This window comes from Altericista sp. CCNU0014 (genome assembly GCF_044923475.1).
GTDB lineage: Bacteria > Cyanobacteriota > Cyanobacteriia > Thermosynechococcales > Thermosynechococcaceae > JAAURS01.
Genome location: NZ_CP137338.1, coordinates 5,725,410 through 5,748,798, shown reverse-complemented (window position 1 = coordinate 5,748,798; position 23,389 = coordinate 5,725,410). Strand labels below are relative to the sequence as shown.

General features: G+C 53.5%; 19 protein-coding genes. 7 read left to right on the top strand and 12 right to left on the bottom strand.

Annotated elements, in window-relative coordinates; genetic code table 11:
* Positions 1-5 precede the first annotated feature (5 nt).
* Positions 6-1,259: a dicarboxylate/amino acid:cation symporter gene (locus R6H26_RS27275; protein ID WP_404787142.1), complete on the bottom strand. Its 1,254-nt coding sequence runs from the start codon at positions 1,257-1,259 to the stop codon at positions 6-8.
* Positions 1,260-1,430: 171 nt separating this feature from the next.
* Entirely contained in the window at positions 1,431-3,929 is a 2,499-nt protein-coding gene (locus R6H26_RS27270) for a BRCT domain-containing protein (RefSeq protein WP_404787140.1), read from the bottom strand.
* Between the two features lie 170 nt (positions 3,930-4,099).
* Here R6H26_RS27270 and R6H26_RS27265 point away from each other — a divergent pair, with 170 nt between their 5' ends.
* Together R6H26_RS27265 and R6H26_RS27260 are read left to right on the top strand one after the other, a co-directional pair.
* Positions 4,100-5,062 (top strand): alcohol dehydrogenase catalytic domain-containing protein, encoded by a 963-nt coding sequence (locus tag R6H26_RS27265; RefSeq protein WP_404787139.1) that lies wholly within the window; start codon positions 4,100-4,102, stop codon positions 5,060-5,062.
* A gap of 132 nt (positions 5,063-5,194) precedes the next feature.
* On the top strand, positions 5,195-5,812 hold the full coding sequence (locus R6H26_RS27260; protein ID WP_404787137.1) for an exopolysaccharide biosynthesis protein: 618 nt from the start codon (positions 5,195-5,197) through the stop codon (positions 5,810-5,812).
* 27 nt (positions 5,813-5,839) lie between these two features.
* Here the strand turns inward: R6H26_RS27260 and R6H26_RS27255 are convergent, their stop codons facing one another.
* Both R6H26_RS27255 and R6H26_RS27250 read right to left on the bottom strand, forming a co-directional pair.
* Positions 5,840-7,210, bottom strand: a complete 1,371-nt coding sequence (locus R6H26_RS27255) for an FAD-dependent oxidoreductase (protein WP_404787135.1) — start codon at positions 7,208-7,210, stop codon at positions 5,840-5,842.
* Positions 7,211-7,215: 5 nt separating this feature from the next.
* Positions 7,216-8,409 carry a pentapeptide repeat-containing protein gene (locus tag R6H26_RS27250; protein ID WP_404787134.1) on the bottom strand — a complete coding sequence of 398 codons (1,194 nt, stop codon included), beginning with the start codon at positions 8,407-8,409 and terminating at the stop codon, positions 7,216-7,218.
* A gap of 330 nt (positions 8,410-8,739) precedes the next feature.
* On the opposite strand from R6H26_RS27250, the gene R6H26_RS27245 reads away from it, so the two are divergent.
* Entirely contained in the window at positions 8,740-10,911 is a 2,172-nt protein-coding gene (locus tag R6H26_RS27245) for a glutamine synthetase III (RefSeq protein WP_404787133.1), read from the top strand.
* A 400-nt stretch (positions 10,912-11,311) separates the two neighbouring features.
* Positions 11,312-11,821 (top strand): allophycocyanin subunit beta, encoded by a 510-nt coding sequence (gene apcB / locus R6H26_RS27240; RefSeq protein WP_404787132.1) that lies wholly within the window; start codon positions 11,312-11,314, stop codon positions 11,819-11,821.
* A gap of 98 nt (positions 11,822-11,919) precedes the next feature.
* Here the strand turns inward: apcB and R6H26_RS27235 are convergent, their stop codons facing one another.
* The 7 genes from R6H26_RS27235 to R6H26_RS27205 form a co-directional block, all read right to left on the bottom strand.
* Positions 11,920-12,753 (bottom strand): metallophosphoesterase, encoded by an 834-nt coding sequence (locus R6H26_RS27235; RefSeq protein WP_404787131.1) that lies wholly within the window; start codon positions 12,751-12,753, stop codon positions 11,920-11,922.
* Between the two features lie 167 nt (positions 12,754-12,920).
* Positions 12,921-13,610: a Mo-dependent nitrogenase C-terminal domain-containing protein gene (locus tag R6H26_RS27230; RefSeq protein WP_404787129.1), complete on the bottom strand. Its 690-nt coding sequence runs from the start codon at positions 13,608-13,610 to the stop codon at positions 12,921-12,923.
* Between the two features lie 32 nt (positions 13,611-13,642).
* On the bottom strand, positions 13,643-13,903 hold the full coding sequence (locus R6H26_RS27225) for a chlororespiratory reduction protein 7 (protein ID WP_404787128.1): 261 nt from the start codon (positions 13,901-13,903) through the stop codon (positions 13,643-13,645).
* A 41-nt stretch (positions 13,904-13,944) separates the two neighbouring features.
* Positions 13,945-14,472: a tetratricopeptide repeat protein gene (locus R6H26_RS27220; RefSeq protein WP_404787127.1), complete on the bottom strand. Its 528-nt coding sequence runs from the start codon at positions 14,470-14,472 to the stop codon at positions 13,945-13,947.
* 66 nt (positions 14,473-14,538) lie between these two features.
* Positions 14,539-15,357, bottom strand: coding sequence for a transporter substrate-binding domain-containing protein (locus R6H26_RS27215; RefSeq protein ID WP_404787126.1), 819 nt, complete (start codon positions 15,355-15,357; stop codon positions 14,539-14,541).
* Between the two features lie 22 nt (positions 15,358-15,379).
* Positions 15,380-15,679, bottom strand: a complete 300-nt coding sequence (locus R6H26_RS27210) for a hypothetical protein (protein ID WP_404787125.1) — start codon at positions 15,677-15,679, stop codon at positions 15,380-15,382.
* A 29-nt stretch (positions 15,680-15,708) separates the two neighbouring features.
* Positions 15,709-16,299, bottom strand: coding sequence for a DUF3177 family protein (locus tag R6H26_RS27205; RefSeq protein WP_404787123.1), 591 nt, complete (start codon positions 16,297-16,299; stop codon positions 15,709-15,711).
* 265 nt (positions 16,300-16,564) lie between these two features.
* Between R6H26_RS27205 and R6H26_RS27200 the strand changes: the two genes are divergently transcribed.
* The 3 genes from R6H26_RS27200 to R6H26_RS27190 all read left to right on the top strand — a co-directional run bounded on the left by R6H26_RS27200 (position 16,565) and on the right by R6H26_RS27190 (position 21,051).
* On the top strand, positions 16,565-17,920 hold the full coding sequence (locus R6H26_RS27200; protein ID WP_404787121.1) for a tetratricopeptide repeat-containing serine protease family protein: 1,356 nt from the start codon (positions 16,565-16,567) through the stop codon (positions 17,918-17,920).
* 195 nt (positions 17,921-18,115) lie between these two features.
* Positions 18,116-19,123, top strand: coding sequence for a CsgG/HfaB family protein (locus tag R6H26_RS27195; RefSeq protein ID WP_404787120.1), 1,008 nt, complete (start codon positions 18,116-18,118; stop codon positions 19,121-19,123).
* 149 nt (positions 19,124-19,272) lie between these two features.
* A complete protein-coding gene (locus R6H26_RS27190) occupies positions 19,273-21,051 on the top strand; it encodes a ShlB/FhaC/HecB family hemolysin secretion/activation protein (RefSeq protein WP_404787119.1) in 1,779 nt (592 codons plus the stop codon).
* Between the two features lie 181 nt (positions 21,052-21,232).
* Here R6H26_RS27190 and R6H26_RS27185 read toward each other — a convergent pair whose 3' ends face one another.
* Positions 21,233-23,326, bottom strand: coding sequence for a filamentous hemagglutinin N-terminal domain-containing protein (locus R6H26_RS27185; RefSeq protein WP_404787117.1), 2,094 nt, complete (start codon positions 23,324-23,326; stop codon positions 21,233-21,235).
* Between the last annotated feature and the right edge of the window lie 63 nt (positions 23,327-23,389).

Sequence of the window (23,389 nt, the reverse complement as noted above, 5' to 3'; positions counted from 1 at the left end):
GAAGCCTAAGATCGCAAATTCGTCTGAAGTTCTGGGACTGACTCCTCGGGGACGGCAGCGCTTTGAGGTTCCCAATGGCTCAAAATAATAGCATTGGTCGCATTCCCGACGATGTTCAGCACGGTCTTAAATCCATCGGTCAACCGATCCACGCCTGCCACGATCGCCACGCCTTCGATGGGAAGTCCTGCTGCCGACAGCACGGTGGTCATGGTAATCAATGCGGAACCGGGAACGCCGGGAGTGCTGAAGGAAACGAGGAGAGTACTGACGGCGATCGCCAACAGCATGGAAGAGGTCAAGGGCACTTGATAGACCTGGGCGATAAATAGGGCGTTGAATCCTTGTAAAATTGCCGAGCCATCGCGTTTGAGGGCGGTACCCAAGGGCAAGGCAAAGGTGGCAATTTCGGGGCGCAGACCGTAGCTTTCTTGGACGTTTTGAAGGGCGATCGGGAGGGCGGCGTTGGAGCTGGCGGTACCGAAGGCAAGGGAGAGGGCCGGGAAAAGACTGCGAAAAAAGTGGAGGGGCTTGGCCCGCAACGCAAATAAAATGCAGGTATAAATCCCAATCATGAGGGCGGTGGTTGCGAGCAACCCCAGGACGTAAACCAGCAACCGCAGGATAATCTCTAGTCCTTGGGTCGCAATGACAGAGCTAATCAGCGCAAATACTCCAATGGGCGCGACGTATAGGACTAGAGCTAATACTTTTTCAAAAATGGCATAGCAGCTTTCAATAAAGGCCAAGAAGCTGGATGCTTTATCTCCCACAAACTGAATTGCAATGCCAATCAGGGCAGCGGAAACGATGATTTGTAAAAGATTGGCAGTGCTTAAAGCTTCTAGAGGGTTGACAGGAACTAAGCTCACCAGCCAGTCCAGCAGCGATAGCCCTTTTGCTTGGGCCAATCCTTCAGAGAGACTAAAGCCTTTCACGCCTGCCCCTGGCTTCAAAAGATAAGCCATGCTCATCCCGAGAGCGGTGGCGATCGCGCTAGTCACCACATAACTGGTCAATAGTTTGACGGCGTACCGTCCCACTTGCGCTGCGTTTTGAATGCGGGTCAGTCCCAAAATCATGGAGCAAAACACGATGGGCACTACGACAAACTGAATCAGCCGCAGAAAAACTTCGCCGATTGGGGTGAGGAGGTAGAGATCGAGCGGGGCGATCGCCGCTGGGAATGCGCCATTGAGGAGCGCCCCAAATAGAATTCCAAGGCCCAGGAATGCCAGAATGACGGTCGATAGATTCATCGCAACGAGTTGGTGAGCGATCGAGCTATGTTTGAGAAGCTCCTAATGTATCACCCTGTCGGTTTATTCGTTTGGGTAATATCTTACCGTTGTGAATTCATTAGCCTGTTGTCTGCGGAGTCGCAGTTTAATGACTGTGAAAGCATCAACCGCGCTGCCCCCAAGAGGTTTCTAGGTACCCAATAGCTCCAGCAATTGCGCCTCAGTCAGTTGCGGCGTTTTGTACTTCTCAGCTTTCTTCAGCTTCTTGCCAGGGTTCTTGCCAACCACGATGTAGCTCGTTTGGGAACTGGGATGCTCGTTGATCTGTCCCCCCGCTGCTTCAATTAAGCCATTGGCCTGCTCGAAACTCAGCGCCTCCAGCTTGCCCGTAATAACAAAAGTTTTTCCTTCCAACGGCCTGTTTGGGCGAACCTCGCGATCGGGTTCGTCGGCTGCTGCGATCGGTTGCGGTTCTGGCGGGGTTGGGGACGGGGCTGGGGGCGGGGTTGGGGGCGGACTGGCAGCGCGATCGCCCCGTTGTCCCTGCTGGCTTAAATCTTTGACCTGTTGCTCCAAAAACGCGACGACATCCTTGGCCATCTTCATCGCTTCGGTCAACTGACCTTTCTCTTTCTGGAGTGCCTCCACCTGTTGCTCCAGCGTATTGACGACGGTACTGGCTTCCTGAAGCCCTAGGGTCATCTCATCGCGCTCTTTAGTTAAGCATTCGATCTGCTGTATCAAGTCGGTCGGGACTTCTCGAGCCGTGGGGTCCGGGGTAGGTGCTTCGGCGAGTCGAGCTTGTAGGGTAACGATCGCATCTCGGGCCGCCTGCAGCTCCGCAGAGAGGCGATCGCGCTCTGTCTGAAGATCCTGAAGCTGGGGCGCAAGGGCTTTGTTTTGGGCGATCGCAGCCTCCAACGTTTCTGCTTGTTTCGCCTTCTGCTGCTCCAAGGTCCGAACCTGCTGGGTTAGCGATTCTAGGGCCGTTTGGCTCGTTCGGGCATCCTGTTGGGTGCGGGCTTCAGCTTGCGCGAGCTGCTGGACTCGGACTTGCAACTCATCCGTTTTTGCCTCGGCAGCTTGGAGCGAGGCTTCGAGTGTCGCCTTCTCCTGGGTTTGTCGAGCGAGAGAAGCCTGGGTTTGCTGGAGGGCAAGATCGAGGCGATCGCGCTCCTGGCCTGCATCGCGGAGTTGCTGTTGCAGCGCCTGATGGGTGGCTGCGGTTTGTTGCAGCTCGGCGATGACGTGCTGAGCGGCCTCCAGTTCCGCTTGCAGGTCGCCGCGCTCGCGCTCGGTATCGGTAGCAGCATCCTGCATCGCTTGCAGGTCGCGTTCGAGTTGGGCGTTGCGAGCTTCTAAATCCTGAAGCTGCTGCTGTAAAACAGTCAAAGACCGATCGCCACTTTGTTGCGTTTGCTGAAGCCGTTCCTGCGATCGAGCGAGTTGTTCGACCTGTTTCTGAAGGGTTTTGTTGTCTCGTTGGGCCGCTTGGAGCTGAGATTGGAGTTCCTTGACCTGAGGTTGGTAGGGGGCGAGTTCTGCAAGCTGACGCTGCAACTGGGCGATCGCCGTTTGGTGCTGTTCGTCCAATTGTGCCAGGGTTTGCTGGCCTTCTCGCTCTAGCGTTGCAATCCGGTCTTGCAGCGCAACCGCTTCAGATCGGGCCTGTTGGAGTTCATCCGCCATCTGCTGGCATTGTCGATCGAAATCGCCCGCAGCAGACTCTAGAACCCGCACCCGTTCTTGGGCTGCGGCAAGCGAGCGCGTTAGCTGTTCTCGCTCCTGGGGGACTTGGGCCATTTGCCGTTCTAGCTCGGCAACGGTCGAGCGCGCCAGTGCCAATTCTCGTTCGGCTTGAGACAGCACTGTCAAACGCGCCTCAAGAGTCGATCGCGCCGCTTGAGACTCGGCAATCTCTCCTTCGGCTTGCTGGCGCTGTTGGGCCAGTTGCTGCTGCAAGCCCGCAATTTCAGCTTGGGCTTGCTCCTGAAGCGCTGCGCTTTGGACCGTTTCTGCCGTCAAGCTTTGTACGCGCGCGCCGACCGACTCGACCTCCTGGAGCGCAGCCTGCAACCGCGCTTGCAGTTCGCGTTGAGCTTGGGAAGATTGCCGAACGCTTTCCTGAAGGGTCTGAAGTTCTGCTTGTTTTTGTTGGAGCTGGGTTTCTAGCCCGACCTTAGCTTGCTTCAAGGTTTCGACTTCTGACTGGAGCGCGGCGAGGTGGTCTCGGGCTTGACTTAAATCTGACTGGGACGTAGCGAGGTGGTCTCGGGCTTGACTTAAATCTGACTGGGACGTAGCGAGGTGGTCTCGGGCTTGACTTAAAGACGTTTCTGCCTGCTGCTTTTGACGATCGAGGTCGGCAACCTCCGCTTGGAGGCGAGCGACGGCGGTTTGCTGCAACTGCTCGTTTTGCCGGAGCGCCTGCTCGGCCTGCGTCAGAGTGGCAACTTCTTGTTCTAGAGCCGTCACGACTTGCTTGGCAAGGTTCAGCGCTTCGGTCAGGGTAGAAGTTTCCTGGGTGAGTTTCTGTACCTTGGTTTTCAGCGTCGCCTTTTCTGCGTCCGCTGCCACCAGCGAAGACTGTACGGCCTGGATCTGCCGCTGGTTCCGAGATCGGAGTCCGAGGATTAATACGATGGCAACGGCGATCGTCCCAGCAATAGAAGCGAGTTGATAGTCCATACCCTTGATTGCGACGCTTTAAACCGCCTGTGAAGTAGCCCTTCTAAGGCTATTCTACTGTTAGGCGCAGCCATCTTTGAATTGCATCTGGAAGAGCGCTAGGATCTGCAAAAGTTTTGCAAAAAAATTAAACTGATGCCATTGACCTTACCCACTCGCGAACTGCACCCATGAATGGATTATGGCTTGCCGATCGGCAACTTCAGCTCCGCACCGACTTACCGACGCCTCAACCCGCATCGGGAGAAGCGTTGGTGCGGGTATTGCAGGCGGGCATTTGCAACACGGATTTGGAGCTATTGCGGGGCTACTATCCTTACGCAGGGGTTTTAGGCCACGAATTTGTGGGCGTGGTCGAAACGGGACCCGCGCACTTGGCAGGTCGGCGGGTCGTGGGCGAAATCAATGCGGTATGCGGCCACTGCCGATATTGCACCAGCGGCAATTCGACCCATTGCGAAAACCGCACGGTTTTGGGCATTGTGAATCGAGCTGGCGCTTTTGCCGAGTACCTGTGCCTACCGGAGGAAAATCTGCACCTCGTCCCAGATTCCGTCTCCACAGATGCTGCAACTTTTACGGAACCGTTAGCGGCTGCCCTCGAAATTCAGCAGCAGATCTCGATTCAAACGGGCGATCGCGTCTTGGTCATCGGCGATGGTAAGTTAGGGCAGCTCGTGGCCCAAACCCTGGCACTTACCGGGTGCGATCTGTTGGCAGTGGGGAGACACCCAGAAAAACTCGCCAACCTCGAGGCCCGCGGCATCCCAACGGGCTATGCAGATACCGTCCAATCCCGCACCTTCGATATTGCAGTGGAATGTACGGGCAATCCCGAGGGCTTTGCGATCGCCCTGGGCGCGCTCCGACCTCGCGGGACCCTCGTCCTCAAAAGTACCTATGCCGGACAGCTCAGCCTGGATGCATCTGCCATAGTGGTGGACGAGATTACGTTGATCGGCTCCCGCTGCGGGCCTTTCCCGGAAGCGCTCCAGCTCCTTGCGGGTGGCAAAGTGGACGTCTCTGCTTTAATTCAGGCGCGCTACCCCCTGACCGATGGTTTGACGGCCTTCAACCTCGCCCGACAGCGAGGGGTGTTAAAAGTTTTGCTAGAGATGGATACCGAAACCTAATCCGGGCCGTTCGAACGATCGACTGCACCCTATAATCATTGCAAGAAGCATAAGGTGCGCTCCATTTGCCTCGACACTTTTGCTACGCTAAATCGGTCAGAATCGATCGGAACATCCAGGGTTTTGCCACCTATGCATCTTAAATTTTCTCAAGAACTGAAACCGTTAATCGAGCGTTCGGCAACTCAATCCGTCACCCTAGCCGAACTGTTGGCAGAAACCTCAGAGCAAAGCTTTGGCCTCGTGATGGCGCTTTTGGCGCTGCCATTTTTACTGCCCATGCCTCCTGGCGTGTCCACCATTTCCGGGAGCGGGTGTATTTTGCTGGGCCTTCAAATGATGGCGGGCTGGAAAGCCCCTTGGCTTCCCAAACGGGTTGCGGAACTGAAGCTACCTCCAGCTTTTATGCAAAAACTGCTGAAGGTGGTGCAGTCCATTACAAAGCTTCTCGAGAAATTCGTGCGCCCGCGGATGCCCTGGCTGGCTAACAATCCATCGATCTGGCGGCTCAATGGACTTTGCATTTGTTGGCTGGCATTTTTGCTGATGCTGCCCATTCCCCTCACAAATCCCATCCCGACAGTCGGCATTTTGCTGTTCGTATTTGCCATGCTGGAGGCGGACGGTCTGCTGATGTGCGTGAGCTACGGGATGACGCTAGCGATCACGGCGGCAGTGTTTGGCATAGGGTACTTGTTGTGGCGATCGCCGGAGCTATTGCAACAGTTCCAAAACGGCTCGCTTTTTTAAGCGAGCGTCTTGTGTGCCCTAACGCGATCAGCGGGTCCTTTGACGGCGATTGTAAAACCACTGCTCGTTACGATCGCGCCGATGCCGTTGCTGCCACCATCGATCGGTAACGCGCTGCACCACCTCAGCAAAGGTCAAAGAAACGTACCCTAACTGACCGAGCGCCTGCAGGCGAATCCCTTGTTGCATGGCCAACGCGAACAAATGAATCAGTTCCGCTGCTGCTGCTCCCACAATATGGGCGCCTAATACGGTTCCATCTTTCTGAACCAAAACCTTACAAAGGCCCACCGGCGATCGATCGAATCGGGCGCGATCGCATTCCTTATAGTTCTCTCGCAAAACCCGAACCTGCGGGTCGTATTGTCGCGCCTGGGCTTCCGTCAGCCCCACCCGCGCGAGCGGCGGATCGCTCGAGATGGCGTAGGGGAGTTGGTGGTATTGCATGGGCGATCGCCGCTCGAACAAGGCATTTTGGACCGCAAGTCTCGCCTCTTGCAGGGCAATGCCGGGCAACTGATACCCCCCCAAGAGCGACCCAATTGCGTAGATTCTTGGGTTTGAGGTTTGCAAAGCCGAATTAACCGCTATGCCCTGCTGCATTTGCCTCAGACCGAGCGGGGCTAACGTTGCGGGTAAGCGGCGAAACGTCTCGGTCGCAATAACGAGGGCTTCAGCCCTGTACTTGCAATCGCCTACTTCCAGCAGGAGCGCGTCGAGGGAGGGCTGTATTGCCGTCAGCGCCCCTCGGTTCGCGATTTGGATGCCGCCACCTTCTAGATAAGACTGAAGCAAGAAAGCCGTCTCTTCATCTTCCTTCGGCAAGAGCGGATGAGTCCCCGTTACGAGCAAAACCGATCGGCCCAAACGCCGCAAACTTTGGCTCAGTTCGATCGCCTGAGGACCGTCCCCCAAAACAGCAATGGATTGGGGCCAGTCGCGCGATGCGAGGCGCAATTTATCCCAAAGGACTGGCATCGTCCATACCTGCGGATGGTCGATACCCTCAATGGCAGGGCGTTCTGCTTCGGCATCCATCGCGAGCAGATAGGCGCGCGATCGCACCCGTCGCTGTCCCGCTACGATCGAATCGTCCGGCTGAAACTGCACCGCACCCTCTAGATAATCCACCCCATAGGCTTGCACTGCCGATGGAGATCGCTCGGCTGCAAGCGCGGATTGCAGCGTATCGGTCCACAACAGCCAGTCCCCAGGCGTAACGCTCCCTTGGCGATCGCCCAGACCGCGCGATCCCTCTCGCAGCAGCAATAACGGATCTGGCGTCGGGGTTGCCTCTGGCAGCCAGATCGAGCGGGCATGAGTGCGAGCGGCGGCGATCGCCGCCGCAGCAGCAGCCGGAGTGGCCCCAATAATCGCTAAATCGTAATCTACCGACATCGGCGTCAGTCTAGCAGCGTGCCATCGGGCAAGATGACGCGCTCTAAAATAGCATTGCTGAGATTCGCATCCGTCAAATCCGCCCCTGTCAAATTCGCGCCATTGAGGTTAGACCAGCTCAAATCCGCACCGCTCAGATTCGCATTCAAAAAATCGGTGCCCTGCAAGTTAGAACTGCGGAGTTTTGCCCCAGAAAGATCTGCATGGCGCAGTTTGGCACCGCTGAGGTTGACGTGGTACAAACTAGCATCCTTGAAGTTAGTCCAAATAAATTCCGAATTGTGCAAGTCGGCGAGCGTTAAGTTCACCCCAGACAGGTTGGCTTCGCTGAGATTCGTGTTGGGAAACGTCCGTTCCCCTGCCGCATACCGCGCCAAGAAGTCCGCTACGGCTTTTATTTTTCCAGCAGAAGCCATCGCAATCAAAGTACTCGGCTGAGACGCGGCAGCCGCTTCCCCTCCGGTACCTGCTGCATCCTCAGGCTGTGGCACCGCAGTCCAATAATCGATTTCTGGTGCCTCAGGGATGGAAGTTGCTAGGGCTGGATCGAGGAATGGGTCCGGTATTGCCTCTTCCCCCATTAGAGGCTCTGTCTGCAAGCTGGTGGGTTCTTCCAACGCTCTGGGGGACGGTGCTGTCTCGAATTCAACTTGGAGCGGGTCGACAAATGCGGAAGGCGTTGAAAAATCCGTCTGGGAAATCTCTTCTATATAGTGATTGAGGTCCACTTCAAGGGGATTGAAGGTCGAACGCCAAAAGGGCAGATCGGAGCTATTTCTTTGACCGTACAGCTCGACCCTCGCGATATTTGCCAGCTCTAGCTGCGCGATCCACCGCTGCAGTAGGGGTTCGAGAATGTTTCGATCGGGCACCTCTGGTCCTGAAACGCTGAGCTGGAGGCGATCGCCTCGCAACGAGCTCTCGACGACCTCGGCCTGATGCACTGCAAGTTTCGAATTGAGAACCTGATGTAGCGCAGCGGTATCGCCTTGGCGGATGCGATCGAGCAGCGCCCGATCTAATTCGGCCTCTTCAAACAGTCGCACCTCCTTCAGATCGTCTCCAAGGCTCAGACCGACAGCGGCAGCAGGTGGAAGAACGGGCGAATGGGCGGAACCCACCTGCGAATCGGGCATCGAGACCGCAGATTTTTCGAGCGGTGCAAATTCAGAGGGATTCGAGTCTGACGGATCTGGCATGAGAAATGTTCTAGCTCAAGTGAGGGAAAGGTGCCGTACAAAACGCTATCTAATTTTGTAAAATCTTACATAAGTAGGATTGACTGCCGCTTCAGTAAGGGCTAGTCAACTATCGCGCTCTTTAAATCTATTTAAGCGCTTTAACTCTGAATGTCAAAAAATGCCTCGCGCTCGCAGCAAAAGCGATTCTATCCTGAAGGAGCAAACGGACCCGCCCACCCTTCTAGCCGAGGCACGATTTTGAACTTCAAACCGTTATTGAAGGCACATTTCGATCGAGTCTGACGAAGTACTATCACTGGTTATGGCATCCGAGGGAGAAAAATAAAGATGAGTCACGAATTGCGCGTTCAGGCAGTTTCCCAGGTTACCGATCGCAAACCGCTACCGCCCAAAATCCCCCAGCGATTGGAGTCCCTATGGGCTACGGATGTTTTTACGCTCAGCAAAATGCAGGCGAGCCTGCCCAAGGACGTTTTTAAGTCCATCAAAAAAACCATTCAAACCGGTGGAAAGCTTGACGTGTCTGTCGCGGGGGTTGTTGCCTCTGCAATGAAAGACTGGGCCATTTCTAAAGGTGCGCTGTATTACGCCCACGTCTTTTACCCCATGACCAACGCGACCGCTGAAAAGCACGATGGCTTTATCTCGGTTCAAAGCGACGGGTCGGTATTGACGGAATTCTCTGGCAAAGTTTTGGTGCAAGGGGAACCAGACGGATCGTCTTTCCCCAACGGCGGTCTGCGCTCTACGTTTGAAGCGCGGGGCTACACGGCCTGGGACGTCACCAGTCCCGCCTACGTGATGGAAACGGACAATGGCGTCACGCTGTGCATCCCTACAGTGTTTATTTCTTGGACGGGAGAAGCCCTCGACAAGAAAACGCCGCTGTTACGCTCGATTGCGGCCATGAGCAAGGCGGCAACCCGCGTCCTCAAGTTGTTGGGTCACGAAGAAGTGGCTCCGGTCAACTCTAGCTGCGGCGCCGAACAAGAATACTTTTTGGTGGATGCTCACTTTGCCCACAATCGCCCCGACCTCCTGCTGACGGGTAGGACCCTTTTTGGGAAACCCGCTGCCAAAGGCCAACAGTTTGACGACCACTACTTTGGCGCGATTCCCGAACGCGTTCAAGTCTTCATGCAAGATGTAGAAGAAAAAATGTATCGTCTGGGCATTCCAGCCAAGACTCGCCACAATGAGGTGGCTCCGGGACAGTTTGAAATTGCGCCCTTCTTTGAAGCCGCCAACGTTGCCAGCGATCACCAGCAGCTCATTATGACGCTCCTCAAGATGACCGCGAAGAAACACGGCTTTGTCTGCCTGCTTCACGAAAAACCCTTTGCAGGCATTAACGGTTCTGGGAAGCACGTCAACTGGTCGGTGGGCAATGCCACCCAAGGTAATCTTCTCGATCCGGGCGACACCCCTCACTCAAACTTGCAGTTCCTACTCTTCTGCGGCGCTGTGATTCGGGGCATTCACAAATACGGGCCGCTGATGCGCGCCGTGGTCGCAACCGCCAGTAACGACCACCGTCTGGGTGCCAACGAAGCGCCACCCGCCATTATTTCGGTTTACCTGGGCACTCAGCTCGAAAAAGTGTTCGACCAAATCAAATCGGGCAAGCCGGAAAGCTCTGAACCGGGCGGACTCATGGATCTAGGCGTCGATACCCTACCCGTATTCTCGAAGGATCCGGGCGATCGCAATCGAACATCTCCCTTTGCATTTACGGGCAACCGCTTCGAGTTTCGGGCCGTCGGCTCCAATCAGTCGGTGTCCGGTCCCTTGGTGGCCATGAACACTGTTTTAGCCGACTCTTTGACCTGGATTGCCGATGAATTAGAAAGCAAGATGTCGTCCGGTGCCGATCTCAGCACGGCTTCCCATGATGTTCTCAAAGAGATCATGGAAAAGCACGACAAAGTGGTGTTTGGCGGCAATGGTTATTCAGAAGAATGGCACCGCATGGCGGTTGAAGAGCGAGGTTTAGCCAACCTGCGCACGACCGCCGATGCTTTACCCGTCCTGAAAGAAGACTACATTGAGGAACTCTTCAATCGAGTGGGGGTTCTCACGCCCGTCGAACTCGAGAGTCGATTCGACGTCTACTCCGAGCAATACATTCTGGCCATCGAGGTGGAAGCCAAGCTCGTCATCAACATGGCAAAAGTGATGATCTATCCAGCAGCGGTTCGATACCTCTCCGAACTGTCCGGTACGATTTCCAGCCTCAAAGGATTGGGCATTACGTTGGAGCAGGAAACGGCTGAAAAAGTGGCAGCCTTAGTGCAGTCGATGATGGATTCCGTAAGCAAGCTCGGTGCGGCAATGGAGAAACACGATTTCGCCACGACCGAAGAGCACATGCAGTACAGCGCCCAGACGATTCGGCCTTTGATGGACAAGGTGCGCGAATACGCCGACGCTCTGGAAGAGGAAGTGGCCGACGACCTCTGGCCCCTGCCGACCTATCAGGAAATGCTGTTTGTGAAGTAGGCTCCCGATCGATCGCTCAGTTCGATCCAGTTTAATTGGAAAGCACGGCGATCGCCCTTTACGGCGATCGCCTTTTTTAAGGCTATGCCCGAAATAAAAACTACAAAATATTCTGTAGGGACGCAAGGCCCTACGCCCCTACGACTCGGTATTCTTTGGTCTAGACATCGCCTTATTTCAAGAAAGCTGGAATTGCGCAGCAATTCTTAACGATTTCGACAAAGCAGGGATAAACCGCTGCAATGCTTGCTGGTATTGAATTTAGAGGCATGAGGTACTGTAATCTAAGCGTCAAAGTTTGCGAAGCAAGGTACCTAAATCTGCAAAAATTAGAAACCAGGGGAAAGCCCGTATAGTAAGCCACGATAATTATTACTGAACTTTGTTGGGAGAAGAACTCATGCAGGATGCAGTGACTGCTGTCATCGGGAGTTATGACATTAAGGGCCGCTACTTAGATAGAGATGCGATCGATGCCCTCAAGGCCTACTTTGGAAGCGGCACTGCCAGAATCCAGGCTGCATCTATCATCACGTCAAATGCAGCTCAAATTGTCAAAGCCGCTGGTTCGCGCCTATTCGATGAAAATCCCGAGCTGATTCGTCCCGGCGGGAATGCCTACACGACCCGTCGCTATGCAGCGTGCTTGCGGGATATGGACTACTACCTTCGCTACGCCAGCTACGCCTTGGTGGCAGGCGACATGGACGTACTCAACGAGCGAGTCCTAGAAGGACTGCGGGAAACCTATAATTCCTTGGGCGTTCCCATTGGCCCAACGGTACGGGGCATTCAAATTATGAAGGCGATCGTGCAGGAGCAGGTCGGTGCTGCGGGCATTGATGCTGTAGGCGTGGTGGCACAGCCCTTTGAATACATGTGCCGCCAGTTTAGCGAGCAAAATATCTAGAGGCTTTCGCAAGTCGGGCTAGATTTGCGAAAGCATTCATCGCACGGTTATCGAATCAAAAAACCGGGGTTTACCCGGTTTTTTGATTGTCAGGCTTTCTAGGACCAAGCCTGGAGCACAATCACGGTCACTTCTGGGGGACAGAACAATCTGCCAGGCAAATGGGTGCCCAGCCCTCGATTCACGTACAGCACGTTCTCGCCAACTCGATGCAGGCCCTGCGCCCAGTCCCAGTTTTGGACGACTTTGTCGCAGTTTTTAGTGAGAGGCTTCATCCACCGATGGAGTGACTTGTGGCTGTGTTTGCGGATCTGCTTCAGCCCCACAACCGCAGGGCCAAAGCCCGGAAGAACCACTTCTCCTCCGTGGGTGTGGCCCGATAGCTGCAGGTCAACGCGCCACTGCTGCAGCGTTTTGGCGCTGTCGGGGTTGTGGGAAAGCACGATTCGAGGGATTCGTTCGGGTACCCGAGCCAAGACGGGTTGTGGGTTGAAGCGCGGCGACCAGTAGTCCCGCAGACCCACGAGGGCCAAATCCTCACCAAAAGGATAGACAATTTCATCCCATAGAACTCGAATCCCTACTTCGGTCATGGCGTGGGTCACGACGCGCCGAGAGGTCGGTTGGCAAAGATCGTGGTTGCCCAGAATGGCATAGGTCCCCAAGTTGCTCTTTAAGGATTTAAGGTGCTGGGCCAATCCATAAATGGGATGGGGTTCTTCCGTCACGTAGTCGCCCGTCAAGAGCACGGCATCGGGATGGGCTGCATTGGCGGCGGCGATCGCCTCCTCTAGGAGCTGCACTGAGAGACGCACGCCATCAAAGTGGAAATCGGAAAGCTGTACTAGCGTCAGTCCGTCCAAACGAGCGGGTAAATCTCGAATGGGAATTTTGATGCGTTCGACGCTCAGCATGCCAGCAAGTCGGTCCATGGGCTTTTATTCTCCTGCTCGATCGAGCCACGGCAGCGTATTTCTAAAACCTGCAAAAGCTCTATTGAACTGGAAAAAGGTTATGGCAACGTGAAGCGAAGTTTACAGACACCCATTGTTTTGCAGGTTGTCGAGATCGAGGCGAAATGGATGAATGCGAACAATAGCTAACAATACTTGGATACGTCTTCTTTGCAGTCGTCTGCCAGGTAGGACAGCGCTCTAAACCTCAGATAGACGAGCTGCTCGTAGAGGGGATTGAGCTTGCATAGGGGCGGAATGTGAACCACCTTGCGCCCGAATAACTTCACGTCTCGCTCGAAGGGGCATTGGGGCGGAATGAGCTTGCAGAGAAACCGAGCAACGCGAGGGTCGTGCATCTCTAATTCGTCGAGCCAATGACGGACGGGCAGCAGCACGTCCATACCCTGTTGGGGGTAGGCGATCGCTTCGGAGCCAGGGGCCGCCGTTTCTGCTGCGGTCTTTTTACCATCCAAGGTCTGCCGCAGGGATTCTAACGCGCTCACCTGAAGGTCGAGCGCCTGACAAAATGCCTCCAGCAGTCGATCCTCTGCCGTAGAGTAAAGGCCGTCTGCGAGGGCAACCATCACAGCGGTACGCAGAAAATTTTCGCCCACGGAGGCCTCGGGGCCGAGCTGTCGGGCGAGGTCTTCCGGGGCGATTGGTTCGTAAATCTCTGTACCGAGTTCTGGCGCAAGCTCGGTCGCGACGAGCTGGTCGATCAGCGCTTTTTCGGTATCGCTAAACTGGCCATCGGCCCAAGCGACGGTTACTAACCCCCGCAGCCAAGCTACAATTTGCTCGGCAGAATATTGGGCGGGCAGTGCGGTATTCATAGCATCCTCCTCACTGTGTTAAGCGCATTAACTTATTTTTCTAAGCGAACGACATACCACTGTAAATAGCGATCCGAATCCAAATCAAACTCGCAGCCCGTTTGCATCAGGTGCTGCGCTTGAGCGTCAAGGGTCGGGAATTTTTGGAGATCGGGGGGGAGATCCTGCTGCCGCGTCGCCAAGACGCCCTTCAATTTTTCGAAGAGTTCGGCAGCGCTCAAAAACTGCTCTGGCTGACTGGTTTCCAGGACGACAAAGTGATCTTCCGGCAAATACATGAGGGCATCAGGCATTCTCTTTATCTCCCAAGTTATTGCAACAGAATTGGGGGGATTTAGGCGATCGCCACTCGTTTGCGCAGAGACGTCACCCGCCGCTTGGCAATGCCATTTTTAGGTTCGTGCTTGAGAACCTGTTCGTAAGCATCGAGCGCTGGGGCGACTAAGTTTTTGCGCTCGTAGGCATGACCCAGGTTATTGAGGGCGGTCACGTAGTCGGCCTTGAGCTTTAAAGCTTCTTTGTAGTTCCGAATGGCGACATCGAATTGTTCCTGCATGAAGTAGGCATAGCCCATCGCGTTATAGATGGGTGCGAGGTTGGATTCGCCTTCCGACTCTGCGGCTTTGAGCGCCTGCTGAAACTGCTGAACGGCCTGGATTGCTAGATTTTTGCTGAGGTAGAGACTGCCTAGCTCGAAGTGCTCTTGGGTAGTTCCTTTGCCCTGACCGAGCTGATTTTGCAGGCGACTGAGGGACAGTTCCGCCTTACGGGTTTTAAACACCTGCCGCAAGACAAACCAGCCTGCTGCCCCCAGCAGCACCAGCAGCACACTGAGATATACAACGACTAAAGAGTTGTCCATAACTGCGATTGCTTACTGTAATGACGATGGAGTCCTGTCTCAGCCTATCAAATTTAGGGGCTCGCGCTAGGGCAATGCCCAAGTTTGACGCTGGGCGTCGAGCCAACCTTCCCGCTGCCATTGCCGCAGGGTATTATTTAACCGATCGCGTAAGGGCTCGTACTGCATGCCTTTGGGAAAAGCGATCGCCAGGGGCTGGACGGTCAGTTGGGTCGAAAAAAATTGGTACCGTGGATTTTGACGAGCCAGACCGAACAATACAATGCGATCGCCCACCATCGCTCGCACCCGGTCGGCCTCTAGCAGCTGTTGTCCGGCGGCGTAGGACCGCACCCCCGTCAGTCGGGCTTTGGGCAGTGCGGACTTGAGATAGGGGAGGGTGACGGACGGTTCGAGGACGGCGACGGTCTGGCGGTAGAGTGCCTGAAGGCTGTTCCACCTTGGGCTTTGGGTCAGAATACCCGTGCCGTTGCGATAGTAAGGGTCGCTAAAGTTGACCGCGCGCGTGCGGTTTTGCGTGAGGGTGATATTGGCGATCGCCAGGTCTACCGTCCCCGATGCGACTGCCGTCAACCGTTCCGCATTGGAAACGGGCTGCAGCACGACTGCCTGCTCCGAACCCAACCAATCCTGGGCCAGCCGTTTGGCGATCGCAATTTCAAAGCCTTGCAGGGTACCATCGCGATCGCGGTAGCCCAAGGGATACAGATTGTCCTTCACGGCCACGACCAAGCGTCCCCGCTGGAGAATCGCGTCGAGGGGGGCAGCGATCGCAATAGAAGGTGCTGCGAGCATCGCGCAGCCGCAACTCAAGGTAGCGCCTGCCACAGCGGCGATCGCTAGTTCTTTTAGAGCGGTGACGCACCAAGAACCCGCTTCCCTCACAGCGTCTGCCCTCCGGCCCATCCTAGAGGCCATCGGATTCTAGCAGCGCTAAGAAATCTGCCCAGCTTAAGTTCTGCTGAATAAAATGGGGCTGCGCCGGATTGTAGGGACTCAGCAGCCGATCGATCGAATGGATTTTCGCACCTTCCGGTAAAACGGGCACGTCCGGGTCGAAGGCAGTCGGACGCATGAGAGAACTCGAAAAACCTTTGAAAATGCTAATTTCGTCGGGTTCGCCTTCGACTTCAGCCTTGACCAGCAGCACCTCTTTGGGATGGGCCAGGGTATACTGTTCCAGTCTTTTACCGATCGGTTGCGTCATGGCGTAGCGCGGTGAAAGAGTAAAATTCGCTAAAATCCAGTGGCAGAACGGCCTTGCTTGGTCAGCTTAAAAATCAGGAAGTACCCGAGGTACAAGCCATAAAAGACCAATGCCATGATGGCCAAAAAGCCCAACTTCTCGGCCCGAGTCCCCGCGTGGAACATGGACTTGAACAAGAGGGCTGGCTCCAGCCAAACCTGGCATTGCGGCGCGCTGGAGGCTGCCTTAGAGCCAGCGCATTGGAGGTAGGGCACCTGAAGTACGGCAGCGATCGCGCAGTACAACGTCATGGCCCACCGCCAAGCGTTGAACATCAGCTTCAGCAAGCCGCGCCGATCTTCAATTTCTTCGTTGAGGTCAACCCAAAGCCAGAGGCTGACGGGAATCAATAACAGCGCTGCAAAGCCAGCGATGAAGCTGAGGGGGCTTTGACCGATCGCCAAGTAGACGGAGATGGCTAGCAAGCTTGCAACGCGCCAGTAAATCACGAGCAGGTGCGTAATGGGCTTGGCTTTTTTATAGATAGCCCACGCCATTAGGCCCAAGGGACAGAGGACGCCAAACAAAACAGCCAGACGATAATCTGTCCAAACAATCGATCGCAACAGGTCAACGGACATTCAGACAAAAGAGCGCTACAGCCAAAATTCTACTCTTGATAGAGGGGCTTTGTCTGTTTTCGAGCAGAACCGTTCGCCACGGGCCGCTTTTGTCGCGCTCGTTCGGGTCAATAGTGGCAACTCAGATAGCGGCAGTGCTAGGTTGGAACCCAGATACTGCAAAGGCCGACCTGGGGAGCCGGACAGCTCGCGGATGCAATTGTACCGCGAAGATTCCTTTGCTAAAGTTGGCTTGAATTTGCCTTAAGAGGTTGATGAGAAGGTCATGGAGCTAACCTACAAAATTTGGGGTGGGGCCGGGGTGCTGGTTTTGGCGATCGCCTGGCAGCCCGCAGTCTCTGCCAAGAGCGTGGCTGAAATCGGCCAAATTGCCAAAAGCGTCACGGTCTTAATTCAGGGTTCGGACACGGGTTCGGGCGTTTTAATTCGTCAGGATGGCTCCACCTATACTATTTTGACGGCGCGCCACGTCATCGATGCGCCTGGCAGCTACGAAGCGGTCACGGTCACGGGTAAACGCTATCCCCTTCACGCCCAGACCGTTCAAAAACTGCCGGGACTGGATTTAGCGCTGCTCAAATTTAACAGCCCCGAAAAGTACGACATTGCAGCCTTAGGTAATTCCAGCACCCTTCAAGAAGGCTTGCCCGTCTACGTCACCGGATTTCCAGGTCAAGGTTCTACGATTAATGCTCTCACCTATAACTTTACGGAGGGTCAACTCACGGCCCTCTCCAGCAAACCGCAAACGGGCGGCTACTCTCTGGTCTATACCAACAAAACCTTGCCGGGGATGAGCGGCGGGCCGGTGTTCGATCGAGAGGCTCGATTGGTGGGCATCCACGGCGCGGCGGACGGTCAAACCCAAACCCTAGAAAAGCTAAACGCTAGGGTTTTTATGAAGACGGGGTTCAATCTGGGCATCCCCATCAATTCCTTTTTAGCGGCGGTTGGCTCTAAGGCTCCCCCAGGACAAACCGTTGCCTTCGCAACGCCCCAAGGGCCAGAGAACAGCGGCAGATCGCCTCTGAATCTCCAAAGCTCCCCGAACAAGAGTCCTTCTCCTTCTATTTCTGCGGGTGCCCCGCTGGCGATCGCCACCGTCGATGCGCCCAATCCAGGCAGCAGCGACGCCTTTCTGGATGCCATGAACCAATACCTTCAGGGCGATTTACCCTCAGCACTCAGGTCCTCTACGCGAGCGTTGCAGCTCAACCCTAGATTTGCGGCAGCTTATTCGCTGCGCGGCAGCGTTCGCTATCTGACGCAAGACTACAGCGGAGCGGTTGCCGACTTCAGTCAGGCAATACAGTTGGATGCGCGGTTAGGCTCTGCGTATTTAGGTCGCGGGCTATCGCAATCTGCACTCGGCAATCCAGAGGGGGCGATCGCCGACTACACCCAAGCCATTCAGCTCAGCCCCGACTCGCTTTCTTACTACAATCGCGGCGTGGTCCAGCTCAACCAGGGCAATCGTCAAGCGGCCTTGGCGGACTTGCAGAAATCTGCCGACATTGCCCTCAGCAATAACAATCAACCGGATTACGACCAAGCCATGGAAGCTCTAAAAATTGCAGGCCGAAACTGTCAGCAGTCTATCAATAAAATCTGCGATCGTTAAAATTTTCCCATCATTCTCGATCGGCCCGCGAGATTAAAGCTGTTCTGCTGCGCGACGTTCGCTCCTTCTTTAATGCTCCCAGCAGTCGTGCTATAAGTGTCTTACCTTTAGCAATCCGTCCCATTAAATCTGCCCCATTAAATCTGTCCCATTCATCTATCATTCTCAACCTCAATCATCTCAACCTTAATCATAATGAAACGCTCCATCTCTAACACTGTCGGACTTGTCATTGCCCTATCGGGATTCGCATGCAGTTCAGCTCTAGATATTCGCATGCAGGTTAGCGCGCAAGGCATTGGCGCGCTGGGCACCGAACAGATTAAGCCCCGCGAAAAACGCCGCATTGCCGTTCTAGATTTTGATTTTTCTAGCATCAGCGATATGAGTTATCTTTCGGGGTTTGGGGGGGATGGAGCATCTAAGGGGATTAGCAATCTTTTAACGAATCAGTTGGTTAAAGAAGGAAGCTACATCCTGATCGAACGCAGCAGGATCGATGCCGTTCTCGCCGAGCAAAACCTGGGTGCATCAGGCCGGATCGAACCCACTACGGCAGCCCAAATCGGCAGAATTTTGGGGGTAGATGCGGTTCTCATCGGCGCGGTCACGAAGTTCGACATGGAGGATAAATCGAAAGGGTTTTCCTTTGGTGGCATTTTTGGTGGCTCGCGCAAGCAAATCGCAACAGTACAAATTGCAGCGCGTTTGATCAATACTGCAACTGGAGAGATTTTGACAGTTGCCGAAGGAACGGGCCAGTCCGAACAGAAAGACGCTACGGGCGGTGTTGGATTGTTTGGCACGACTTCTAGCTCTGACAGCCGGGGCCGAGTGTTGGGGGAAGCGGCAGAGAAAGCGGTGGCGGCGGTCAGCACTCAGCTCGTCGCAGCAGCCCCCAAACTATCCTCTCTACCCACGCTCGCACCTAGAATTGATGCCTTGGTTGCCGATGTTACGGGCAATCAGGTCGTCATTAATAAGGGCGGGCGCGATGGGTTCCGCCCTGGCATGGTGCTCTCGGTCGAGCGCGTCATTAAATCGGTAAAGGATCCCTCTACGGGCAAGGTATTGCGCGTGGTTTCCCAGCCCATCGGTCGGGTGCAGTTGGTGGAGGTGGATGCGACTTCCTCCGTAGGCAAGGTGATTGCAGGCAAGGGCGGTGGCTTTAGGGTGGGCGATCGCGCTAAAGCTGTCGAGTAAAGCGCCCATCAAAGCCCTCCAGAAATGGGGGGCTTTTAATTTAGAATCCTTCAAGATTTGAGAATAGGAAATCTTCAGATCGAGTTAACAATTCAGAAAACAAGTATTATCTAAAAGTTAATCTTAATAAACGCTCAACCTTATTTAGAATGCTAATATTTCGCAGTAAATCCCCTTGGCGTTTGCTGCTACAGCTCTATCTTTCTCTGAAGCTGGGATTTGTTACAGCCTGTTTTCCCAAAAGCACCCTAGCCCAAACACCCGCTCCAGAACCGCCGCGGATCGACCCCTCTATCCCCAATCCGATTCTGCCAAGACCGCCAGAAAAACCCATTCCCATTCCTCAACCCATTCCCCAGCCACCACTAGACCTCCCTCCTGCCCCCACGCCCGCCCCAGAGGAGAGAGAAGGGCTTCCGAGCAGCATCACTGTCGCGCGCTTCGAGTTTGACGGGAATACAGCGTTTAGCAATTCAGAATTAGTTGCAGTAACAGAGCCATTTACCAATCGCCCCCTTACATTTGCGGAACTACTGCAAGCCGAAGCGGCAGTTACAAAAAAATATACGGAAGCTGGATATATCAATTCCGGGGCTGTCATTGCAGCAGGTCAAACGCTGTCGCCAGCAGGTGCGGTGGTCAAGATTCAGGTGATTGAAGGGGGAATTGAAGAAATCCGCGTATCCGGCACAAAGCGCTTGCGTCCGAATTACGTGCGCAACCGCCTAAAGTTGGCAACGACCCGGCCCCTCAATCAAAACAGACTGCTCGAAGCGCTCCAGCTCTTGCAGCTAGACCCGCTCATTAAGACCATCTCTGCGGATCTATCGGCAGGGTCTCGGCCTGAGACGGGGATTTTGGCGGTCAAGGTGCAGGAGGCCAAGTCTTTTAAGGCAGAATTTTTTGCCGACAATAACAGAGCGCCCAGCGTGGGTAGTTTCCGACGGGGGATCCGCATTAATGAGGGGAACGTGCTGGGCTTTGGCGATGGATTTGGGTTGGAATACGCCAATACGACGGGCAGCAATGCCTTAAATCTGAGCTACAGGATACCCGTCAATGCCAAAAATGGAGCGGTGACGCTGTCGGGAGGGGTGAGCTTTACTGAGGTGATTGAAGAGCCTTTTAATAGCCTGGATATTTCTGGAGATTCCTATTCTGTCGAGGTCAGCTTTCGGCAGCCGATTATCCAAACGCCGAGACAAGAGTTTGCCTTGGGGATAACGGCCTCTCGGCAAGACAGCGGGAACAAGTTTCTTGGGACAACTGAGTTTTTTGGGCCTGATTTTAAGCTATCGCCGGGGTCTGACGATAATGGCAGAACGCGGATCTCTGCTCTCCGCTTTTTCCAGGATTGGACGCGGCGAGGATCGAGAGATGTATTTGCGCTGCGCTCTCAATTTAATGCTGGCTTTGGGGTGTTGGATGCCACGATTAACGATACCCCTCCAGACGGTCGTTTTTTTGATTGGCGGGGGCAAGCGCAGTACGTGAGGCTATTAGCCCCAGACACTTTGTTTGTGTTTCGTTCCGATCTGCAACTATCGCCCGGTGCTTTGGTGCCTGTGGAGCAGTTTGCGTTGGGCGGGCAGCAGAGCGTGCGCGGGTATCGGCAAGATGCGCTGCTGACGGATAATGGCGTCTCGGCTTCGGCGGAGGTGCGCTTCCCGATTCTGCGGGTGAAGAGCATTAAGGGGCTGTTGCAAATCGTCCCCTTTCTCGATTTTGGATTGGGTTGGAATAGCGGAGGCACTCCTGACCCCAGCCCGAATACGTTGGTGGGGGCGGGCGTGGGGTTACAGTGGCAGATGGGAGACAGCTTAAACGCTCGTTTTGACTGGGGCATTCCGTTGGTCGATATTCGATCGAACAAAACATCGCTCCAAGAGCAGGGACTTTATTTTTCGATTAATTACAGCCCTTTTTGAGAGATTTGCCTTAAAGTAAGCGATCAAATCGCTTTTCATCGAATATCTTACTCTAGCTCGTTGAGCGAAGTCGAAACGAGCGGCCTGATAGCGGGATGATGAACCTGGCTTCGCTGCTGCTGGCTTCGGCTCCGCTCAGCCAGCAGGATATTGGTTTCAGCCAGCAGGATATTGGTTTGCTCTATAGTACGGGGCAACCCGCTGGAGCTGACTGAAGACGTTGAGGGCCAGTGACGGCAGAATTATAAGCTACCAGAACTACTTCGCCTTTGTCGTTATAAACCCATCCTCGAGCAGGCTGTATTTGCGAGGACGATGGCGGCTGAGAGCTGGCCTGTTTTGAGTCCGATTTAGACTCGGGCTTTTCTGCACTCAAGTTGGCTGGCTCTACTAAGCCGACCTGGGTTGATTGGCCGTTGAGGTCTTGGCTGAGGCTGGGCGGCAGTCCACCGCGACCGCTACGGGTAAATTCGCTGCTGGATGCACGTTTGCAAGGGTTCTGGGCAACGAGGGTACTGGGATCGACAACTGTTGCGGGTAGTTCGATTAGCCCCTGATTTGGGTCGGTGGTTGTATTAATTTGTACTTGTCCTGATTGCCCAAATTGAGAGCTTGCATCAATGTCATTCGTCTGATTGCCTAAAGTTGCCTTGCGCGGCCTAATCCCAAAGATCCCCTGAGCATTAATCGTAATATTTCCACCAGTACCCCCAATTGCTTTTGCTGTGATATCGCTGCCATTAGATCCTACTGGGGGAACTGCTAACAATAAAGCCGTATTTATAATAATGTTGCCACCATTTGCACTATTAGTTGCATTTGCAGAAATCTTACTATTGTTACGGAGAGTAATATCGTTTGCATCGTGAAAAGTAATACGACCTTCACCGCCAGTCGTTGTAGCACTGATAATTCCCTGGTTTTCTAGTAAAACCGAACGGGCAAAGATATCAATATTCCCTGCGGTTCCTTGTCCATTACTTATAGCTCTGACTTCGGCACTGCCTCCAACTTTCAAGAAGCCTTTAGCGACGACAGTAATATTCCCAGCGTCTCCAGATCCTCCATTCGTAGACGCACTAATGAATGTATCTTTACCACTAATATTTGCTTGAGTACTTTCAATAAATATACTGCCTGCTTTTGCTGCTGAGAGGTTGACTGAATTCTGAAACAATACAGAAGATGTCTGAATATTTGCATAATCTCCCATAAAAAATTGTTCAGCATCAATTATTATATCGCCACCCACACCTCCTTGTCCACTACTGGATGTAGATAATAGACTTGAACGAATTATATTTCCAGTAATCTCAAAAGAATCAGATGCTTTTATCTTAATTGAACCTCCTGAATCTTTACCAGAAAATGACAAGGAAAACAGCCTTGAACCATCAGAAATTTTTACATTTTTACCTTGCACATAAAGGCTACCACCGACCACTCTTCCTGTTCTCGTGCCAGACACATTAATTGTAGATGCTCTAAGAATACTAATATCTCCGAAGTTTTGAGGTAAAATTTTTTGATAGTTAAATGTTAGATTTTCATCGATCAGATCGACTTGACCTTCAGTAACACTGCCTACATCAATATGTCCGCTATTTGCAGTGAGAAAACCGCCATTTAAAAGGATATTTTCCCCTAGGAGAGCTAAGCTTTTCCCAGGCAAAACTTGAAGACCAATTTTGCCAACCGTTGCGTTGGAGTTATTTTCAATGACTCCACCAGTATTTCTAAACCTCAAACCGAGAGGGATATTGATACTAAGTTGAGGTACAAGAGTATCTATTGCACTGTATTCAGTATTATTTTCAAATACAAAACTGCTCGCCGTCGTCGCTAGAAACGATCCTTTGAGGTCTAAAGATGAATTAGGACCAAAAATGATGCCGCTTGGATTGAGTAGAAACAGATCGGCATCCCCGCCACTGACACCTAGTTTTCCCAAAATATTGGACTTATTTCCACCTGTAACTCTAGCTATAATACGATCAATGTTAGATAAAACATTGAAATAGACAGTTTGATTATTGTTTACGTTAAATTCAGCAAAACTATGAAACAGGTTCGATCCTTGGGTTGCACCATCTACAACTCTAAGAACGTTACTACTCGTTGGATCGGGTATTACACGAGAGCTGTCTTTTCCAAGAGTGTTATCTTCTTTTATTTGCGCCCAAGCAAAGTGATTTGGCACAAAAGATACCACAACCATTGCAGCAGAAAATAACAACTTTAACTTCCAAGACTTGAAATTATGGTTTTGAGTCACATTAGAATACCCTGTATAATGTCAAGCTTAAGTATTTAGCTCGATCAAAGATTTTGACCTAAT

Coding starts and splice junctions, on each gene's coding strand:
- R6H26_RS27275 (WP_404787142.1), bottom strand. CDS start 1,259: ATGAATCTATCGACCGTCATTCTGGCATTCCTGGGCCTTGGAATTCTA.
- R6H26_RS27270 (WP_404787140.1), bottom strand. CDS start 3,929: ATGGACTATCAACTCGCTTCTATTGCTGGGACGATCGCCGTTGCCATC.
- R6H26_RS27265 (WP_404787139.1), top strand. CDS start 4,100: ATGAATGGATTATGGCTTGCCGATCGGCAACTTCAGCTCCGCACCGAC.
- R6H26_RS27260 (WP_404787137.1), top strand. CDS start 5,195: ATGCATCTTAAATTTTCTCAAGAACTGAAACCGTTAATCGAGCGTTCG.
- R6H26_RS27255 (WP_404787135.1), bottom strand. CDS start 7,210: ATGTCGGTAGATTACGATTTAGCGATTATTGGGGCCACTCCGGCTGCT.
- R6H26_RS27250 (WP_404787134.1), bottom strand. CDS start 8,409: ATGCCAGATCCGTCAGACTCGAATCCCTCTGAATTTGCACCGCTCGAA.
- R6H26_RS27245 (WP_404787133.1), top strand. CDS start 8,740: ATGAGTCACGAATTGCGCGTTCAGGCAGTTTCCCAGGTTACCGATCGC.
- apcB (WP_404787132.1), top strand. CDS start 11,312: ATGCAGGATGCAGTGACTGCTGTCATCGGGAGTTATGACATTAAGGGC.
- R6H26_RS27235 (WP_404787131.1), bottom strand. CDS start 12,753: ATGGACCGACTTGCTGGCATGCTGAGCGTCGAACGCATCAAAATTCCC.
- R6H26_RS27230 (WP_404787129.1), bottom strand. CDS start 13,610: ATGAATACCGCACTGCCCGCCCAATATTCTGCCGAGCAAATTGTAGCT.
- R6H26_RS27225 (WP_404787128.1), bottom strand. CDS start 13,903: ATGCCTGATGCCCTCATGTATTTGCCGGAAGATCACTTTGTCGTCCTG.
- R6H26_RS27220 (WP_404787127.1), bottom strand. CDS start 14,472: ATGGACAACTCTTTAGTCGTTGTATATCTCAGTGTGCTGCTGGTGCTG.
- R6H26_RS27210 (WP_404787125.1), bottom strand. CDS start 15,679: ATGACGCAACCGATCGGTAAAAGACTGGAACAGTATACCCTGGCCCAT.
- R6H26_RS27205 (WP_404787123.1), bottom strand. CDS start 16,299: ATGTCCGTTGACCTGTTGCGATCGATTGTTTGGACAGATTATCGTCTG.
- R6H26_RS27200 (WP_404787121.1), top strand. CDS start 16,565: ATGGAGCTAACCTACAAAATTTGGGGTGGGGCCGGGGTGCTGGTTTTG.
- R6H26_RS27195 (WP_404787120.1), top strand. CDS start 18,116: ATGAAACGCTCCATCTCTAACACTGTCGGACTTGTCATTGCCCTATCG.
- R6H26_RS27190 (WP_404787119.1), top strand. CDS start 19,273: ATGCTAATATTTCGCAGTAAATCCCCTTGGCGTTTGCTGCTACAGCTC.